The 5845-nt window shown below is 50.6% G+C and carries 6 protein-coding genes; 2 read left to right on the forward strand and 4 right to left on the reverse strand.

Going from position 1 to position 5845, the window contains the following annotated elements; all coding sequences use genetic code 11:
• Window positions 1-170: 170 nt before the first annotated feature.
• Both ADA01nite_RS03400 and ADA01nite_RS03405 read right to left on the reverse strand, forming a co-directional pair.
• Window positions 171-365: a gamma-type small acid-soluble spore protein gene (locus tag ADA01nite_RS03400; RefSeq protein WP_146808501.1), complete on the reverse strand. Its 195-nt coding sequence runs from the start codon at window positions 363-365 to the stop codon at window positions 171-173.
• 43 nt (window positions 366-408) lie between these two features.
• Window positions 409-666: a GIY-YIG nuclease family protein gene (locus ADA01nite_RS03405; RefSeq protein WP_146808502.1), complete on the reverse strand. Its 258-nt coding sequence runs from the start codon at window positions 664-666 to the stop codon at window positions 409-411.
• 85 nt (window positions 667-751) lie between these two features.
• Here ADA01nite_RS03405 and ADA01nite_RS03410 point away from each other — a divergent pair, with 85 nt between their 5' ends.
• Window positions 752-2140, forward strand: coding sequence for a TldD/PmbA family protein (locus ADA01nite_RS03410; RefSeq protein WP_146808503.1), 1389 nt, complete (start codon window positions 752-754; stop codon window positions 2138-2140).
• Window positions 2137-3438 carry a TldD/PmbA family protein gene (locus ADA01nite_RS03415; RefSeq protein ID WP_146808504.1) on the forward strand — a complete coding sequence of 434 codons (1302 nt, stop codon included), beginning with the start codon at window positions 2137-2139 and terminating at the stop codon, window positions 3436-3438. The genes ADA01nite_RS03410 and ADA01nite_RS03415 overlap by 4 nt, the downstream gene beginning before the upstream one ends.
• Window positions 3439-3617: 179 nt before the next feature.
• On the opposite strand, the gene ADA01nite_RS03420 is transcribed toward ADA01nite_RS03415, so the two are convergent.
• Both ADA01nite_RS03420 and ADA01nite_RS03425 read right to left on the reverse strand, forming a co-directional pair.
• Window positions 3618-4358 carry a hypothetical protein gene (locus tag ADA01nite_RS03420; protein ID WP_146808505.1) on the reverse strand — a complete coding sequence of 247 codons (741 nt, stop codon included), beginning with the start codon at window positions 4356-4358 and terminating at the stop codon, window positions 3618-3620.
• Window positions 4359-4573: 215 nt separating this feature from the next.
• Complete coding sequence (locus tag ADA01nite_RS03425) at window positions 4574-5800, reverse strand: CapA family protein (RefSeq protein ID WP_146808506.1); 1227 nt, start codon at window positions 5798-5800, stop codon at window positions 4574-4576.
• Window positions 5801-5845: the final 45 nt, after the last annotated feature.

Raw genomic sequence — 5845 nt, forward strand, 5'->3', positions numbered from 1 at the left:
AAAGTGCAAGATAAAGTTCGTCGCGCTTAATTAGCGGCGACATATACAAATATATCACTTCACCAAAATATATGCAAGAACTTTTTCAAAGAAATAATCACAACGTCGTTATTTATTCTGTACGCAGGCAAGCTCCGACATTCGCCGGAGCCTGGAAGGTGTTTCGTGTATTACTGTTGGTTTTGCTGTTGTTGCTTTTGAGCTGATTTCGCCTGGGACTGTTGGTTAGCCTGGCGAACAGCTTGTACGTCAGTTTCGCTGCCAAATTCAGCTTGGAATTGTTGGCCAGCTTGTTGTTGAGCGGATTGTTGGTTTTGTTGACGCACTTGGTTGATGTTAGTGCCTGCTTGAGAACGTTTAGCCATGATTCTCACCTCCCGCTAATTAAGGTGCACGTTTTGCGGAATTTTACACATCCTCATTCTTCCACTCGCTAACCAAACGCTCTTTTTGTTTTTTGGTGTATCCCTTAATAGCAAGCTCTCGCTTCAGGGCTGCACTTTTATTGGCTGTCACCTCTATGTATACCACTTCTACCGGAGTGCGCCCGCGCGTGTAGCGCGCGCCTTTTCCATCGTTGTGTTTTTTCACCCGTTCCTCTACATTTGTCGTGCAGCCCGTATACAGCGAGCCGTCGGCGCAGCGCACTATATAAACAAAATACATAATTCTGATAAATCCTTTCCGATTTCTTGATGCTATCTTACATTATAATCGTATAAAATGGTAAAAAAGGAAAGGAAAGATGCCCATGCTTAACCCAGCAACAGTCGAGCGCGTGCTGCTGGCTGCTTTGTCCCACGGAGGCGATTTTGCCGAAGTGTTCGTCGAGAACAAAATCGAGCAAAATATCTCTATGGTGAAAGGCGAAGTGGAAAAAGCGCGCTCCGGCCAGGATTTCGGCATCGGTATACGCATTTTCCATGAAAACGACTACCTTTATACGTATACCAGCAACGAAGACGAAGAACACCTGATTGAAATCGCCCGCCTTCTTTCCCAGGCCGCGAAGAAAGGTGAACAAAAAAATAAGACGATTACTTTCCGAAAACAATTCGTCGTTCCTCGCCACCTCGCGCAAATCGACCCCCGCGTCGTCTCCATCCAACAAAAGCGGGATGTGCTGGCAGAAGTGAATCATCACGCCATGGCATACCATACCGCCATTACGCAGGTGCGCGCTCGTTACTTCGATGAGACACAAAAAGTATTGATTGCCAATTCGGAAGGTACGTGGGCGGAAGACGTGCGCGTACGCACCCGCCTATTTGTGGAAGCCATCGCTACCGAAGATAATCAGAAGCAACGCGGCTACATCGCACCCGGTGCGCAAAAAGGGTTCGAATTCTACAGCGAGCTTGACTTGCGCGAATTGGCTGAATCCGCAGCCGACACGGCGGTTCGTATGCTGGAGGCCAAGCCGTGTCCCGGCGGCAAAATGCCGGTCGTTATTGACAACGGATTCGGCGGGGTTATTTTTCATGAAGCATGCGGTCACGGCATGGAGGCCACCGCAGTCGCGAAAGGCAAAGGCCCTTATGCGGGAAAAATCGGGCAAAAAGTCGTCAGCGACAAAATCTCCGCCGTCGATGACGGCACAGTAAGAAACGAATGGGGCTCTCTTCATGTCGATGACGAAGGTACGCCCGCCAAGCGCAATGTGCTTCTTGACCGCGGCGTGTTGAAAGGATATTTGATCGATAAGCTGAATGCGCGGCGCATGAACATGGAACCGACCGGATCCGCCCGGCGCCAGTCGTACCGTTTTGCGCCTACATCACGCATGACTAACACCTACATCCTGCCAGGCAGTGACAAGCTGGAAGATATGATTGCATGTACCGAATACGGATTGTACGCCAAAACGATGGGCGGTGGCAGCGTGAATACGACGACCGGCGATTTTAACTTCGCCGTGCTGGAAGGCTATATGATCGAAAACGGCAAACTCTCCTATCCCGTTAAAGGAGCAACGCTAATCGGCAACGGCCGGCAGACGATGTATGACGTCGATATGGTAGGCGATAACTTCCTGCCCGGGCAGGGCATGTGCGGTTCCGTTAGCGGTTCCATTCCGGTCAATGTCGGCCAGCCAGCACTGCGTGTGTCACAATTGACAGTGGGGGGGAGCGGCCAATGATTGAACAGCTATTCGAGCTTGCGAAGAAGAAGCGAATCAGCGAATTGGAAGTGTTGACCAGCCAGTCCACCAACTTTAGCATTCAGGCATATAAAGGCAAAATCGAATCCTATAAAAAGACCAACACCGCGGGACTTGGCGTACGCGGTACATACCAGAACGGCACAGGGTACGCCTACACCGAGCGGCTCCGTCCGCGCGAATTCGAAACGCTGCTGGATATGGTAAAGGATAACGCTTCTTTGATGAAAGAGCGGGAGCCGCTGTTTGATGAAAAGCAGGAAGGAAGCTGGCATGACAGCCAGCCCAATTTACCGGAAGAGGAAAAGATTAAGCTGGCCCTGGCGCTTGAGGATGAGGCGCGGGCAGCTAAGGAAGTCTCAGACGTAAGCTATGCGATGATTAGCTCCGGAGAAGGCACGAGACAAATCGCCAATACGTACGGATTGAATAAAACCTACCACTCCAATTACAATATGGCCTACCTCTCCGTCATCGTAAAGCGCGGTGATGAGGTGGAAACGGACAGCGCCTACTATTTGGGCGATCTTAGCAAATTGGACCGTACCAAACTGATTGATGAGGCCGTGAACAAAGCCCGCCGGAAGCTGGGCGGCAAACCGATGGCAGTCGGACGCTATCCCGTAGTGCTGGACCGCCGCGTGGTCTGCTCGCTGCTCGGCGTCTACAGCGACGTATTCTCGGCACGCAATATTCTTCAGGGTACATCCCGCCTGGAAGGTCAGCTTGGCGAGAAACTGTTTGGATCGCTCACCCTGCTCGACGACCCGCACTCCGGTCATGAGCGCATCCTGTTTGATGATGAAGGCATGGATACAGCCAAGCGCTATCTGGTGCGTGACGGGGTAGTAGAGAGCTACCTCCACAGTCAGCAGACCGCAGCCGAGATGAGGCAGGAACCCACCGGTCACGGCATCCGCAGCTACAAGGGAACGGTGCAGATTGCGCCACACCGCCTGCAAATTCCGAACGGTGGCATCGATTTAGCCTCCCTATTCAAGGAGATGTACAATGGCGTCTATATCACGGATGTGCAGGGGCTGCATTCCGGCACGAACATCGTATCAGGCGATTTCTCGCTCGCGGCACAGGGCTTCCGCATTGAGAACGGACAAATGACCGCGCCTATCAAAGAAATTACTATCGCCCACAATTTCTTCGATTTATTCGCACAAATCGTAAAGAAAGCGAATGACTTTGATTTCTCAATGCCAAGCGGTCATAGCCAGTACGGCGCACCGTCCATTTTGTTCTCTGATATCGCAGTATCAAGCTAACGTGTATTGCATAAAAAAAGGGGATCCCAAAAGCTAGCTTTCGGGATCCCCTTTTTGCGTTAAAAAGATAAAGCTGGCTCAAAAAAGTCGTTGTTCAACGGCTTTTTTCATACAATAACCAGTGACTTTCGATCTGGTTATCATTCCTCGTGGTGGCTGTTAAGCCATGGGAGTTTGGGTCAACCTCTTGAGTCAGCCTCTTGGTTTACGTCTTCTCCCGATGGCGGGGAAGCAGGTGTCGTGGTCGGCTGTGCGGCCGGGGCCGGTGCAATCTTCGTATTTTTCAATTTCCAGCCAAAATCGGTTTTCTCCACTGTAATCGTCATCAGCAGGTCTTCGCTTGCCTGCGGCTGTGCAGGAGTAAGCGGCGTCGCGCTGCCAGACCGGTTAATTATTGCTTCTACGACGGCTTGCTTGTCATCTTTTTGTTTCAATGTAATCTGCTTTACTTTATCAGCAGGGAATACAATCGGATTCTTGCTTGCCCATGCATCCTGGAGACGGCGCGTTTCCGTATCGATATATTCCTGGGTCGCATGCGGCGCAAGAGCGTGCTGAAACTGCGTTAAGGCAATCCGCTTTACCTTCTCCCCATTCGTTCCGTTTACCAGCGGCATGCTTGCCTCGTACATTCCCCGAAACGCGGCCCGCGCTTGCTGTTCCATCAAGTACGCCAGTTGCGGTAGCGTCTGCTCGTCCACTTCCGCACTCTTCAGCGGCTCCACCGTCTTCTCCAGTTCCGCCTTCTCATCGGTAACCTGTTTCGTCTGCTGGCGGCTTTCGTTCAACTGTTTTTTCACGTTTTCTAATTCCGCCTTCAGCGCCTGGTTTTCGTGCTCAATCACCCTCGTATTACAACCGGTTAATACGCTTAATGACGCGAACAGTGCAATCGCGCCTAATTTTACCTTTTTTCTCATCCTTGTCGAACTCCTTTGCCCGAACCACACCTATACGTCTTTCCATCCATGTCGCCGTAGTCGCGGCCTCACCGGGCCGAATCTGTTCGGTTTTAGTAAAACGCATAGCCGGGTGGTCCGCGGGATAGCCCCGGCTTCTCTCACCCGTATTCTATAACATCCTCTATTGTAACAGGAATGGTGAAAATTTGGGAATAAAAAAAGAGAATCCGCTTTTATTTCTCTGCTTTTCTCTGCGGAAGTACACGCCGCTCATTTCCCTGTATAATCGCGATCTCTTTAATACTTTTCCCGTCAAAGATTACATCCAGCTGAGCGGGACCTAAATTATAAAAGATATATTTCCCTTTATATATTTCATGCGGCTGCCACACCGGATTGCGGTGTCCGATAATCATGTCCGCTCCCGCATCGAGCAAATCGTACGCGAAATCGGTCTGATAGCGTTCCGGCACCGTCTGGCCTTTCTTTCCCCAATACATCGTTAAAATCAGTACATCGACTTGCTGTTTCGCCCGGCGAATATCATCAAAAATATGTTTACCGTAAGCGTCGGCAACCCCAATCCGTTTGCCTTCCGCTTTCCATTCTACAGCAGGCACGACACGCGTGTACGTCATCAGCCCGTACTTCACGCCGTTTTTCTCGAATATCTGCGGTCGGAATACCTCTTCTTCCGTGCCGAAGCCCATAACTTTTATATTATGTTGGGAAAGTGTCTGTATCTCTTTCATGATGCTTTCCCTGCTCTGGCCTTGCAGAACATTGACATTCGCCACATCAATCCCGGTAGGCGCTTTGTTTGCCGCATCCTTTATCCAGGCCGGAACTCCCTGCCCGACATGAAAGTCTGACACCGGGAACAGCTGGAAATCAACCGGCATTGTCAGGTTTGTCCCGCCAGCATGATACGACCTGTCACCGTACACGGCCAGACGGAATTCATCAGGTGCCACTTGTCCCATCTTCTGTTCCTGCTTCTTGTTCGGAGTATCGGAAGATGGTTTGTTCACCTGAGAAGAAGTGAGAAGCTCGCTGACTTTCTGCTCACCGCCCGAAGGCTGTTGCTGAAGCATTTCCTCTACTGAAGCTTTTTTGCTTGCTTGTGTGGAGCCTACTCCCTGCAGTACGGTATAACCTTTATAGCCGCCGTAGCCAAGTACGGCAAACAATGCGATCCAGATAAGCACCTGAAGCGCTTTCTGCTGCCGACCCGCAGGCTTGTTTAAATCCTTATACGAAAGAATGGTATTAGGGTCCGTACGATAGAAGGCAAGCAGCGCTTCCACTTCTTCGACCGTGATGGGACTTATCCCCTGCTCGATGCGTTTCATACGTTGAGAAGAGATTCCCGTTCCCTTTTCGATATCGCTGAGAGTAATCTCATGATCCAGCCGATATTCTCTTAATTTCTTCACCAAACCGTAGAATTCCATGTTCATCGCACTCTCTCCCGCTCTCAATAAGAAAAACTCGCGGACGTTGCC

This window comes from Aneurinibacillus danicus, assembly GCF_007991215.1.
In the GTDB taxonomy this organism is placed as follows: domain Bacteria; phylum Bacillota; class Bacilli; order Aneurinibacillales; family Aneurinibacillaceae; genus Aneurinibacillus; species Aneurinibacillus danicus.

Excerpts from the sequence above, each read along its gene's own strand:
- ADA01nite_RS03400 (WP_146808501.1), bottom strand. The coding sequence starts at position 365 with ATGGCTAAACGTTCTCAAGCAGGCACTAACATCAACCAAGTGCGTCAA.
- ADA01nite_RS03405 (WP_146808502.1), bottom strand. The coding sequence starts at position 666 with ATGTATTTTGTTTATATAGTGCGCTGCGCCGACGGCTCGCTGTATACG.
- ADA01nite_RS03410 (WP_146808503.1), top strand. The coding sequence starts at position 752 with ATGCTTAACCCAGCAACAGTCGAGCGCGTGCTGCTGGCTGCTTTGTCC.
- ADA01nite_RS03415 (WP_146808504.1), top strand. The coding sequence starts at position 2,137 with ATGATTGAACAGCTATTCGAGCTTGCGAAGAAGAAGCGAATCAGCGAA.
- ADA01nite_RS03420 (WP_146808505.1), bottom strand. The coding sequence starts at position 4,358 with ATGAGAAAAAAGGTAAAATTAGGCGCGATTGCACTGTTCGCGTCATTA.
- ADA01nite_RS03425 (WP_146808506.1), bottom strand. The coding sequence starts at position 5,800 with ATGAACATGGAATTCTACGGTTTGGTGAAGAAATTAAGAGAATATCGG.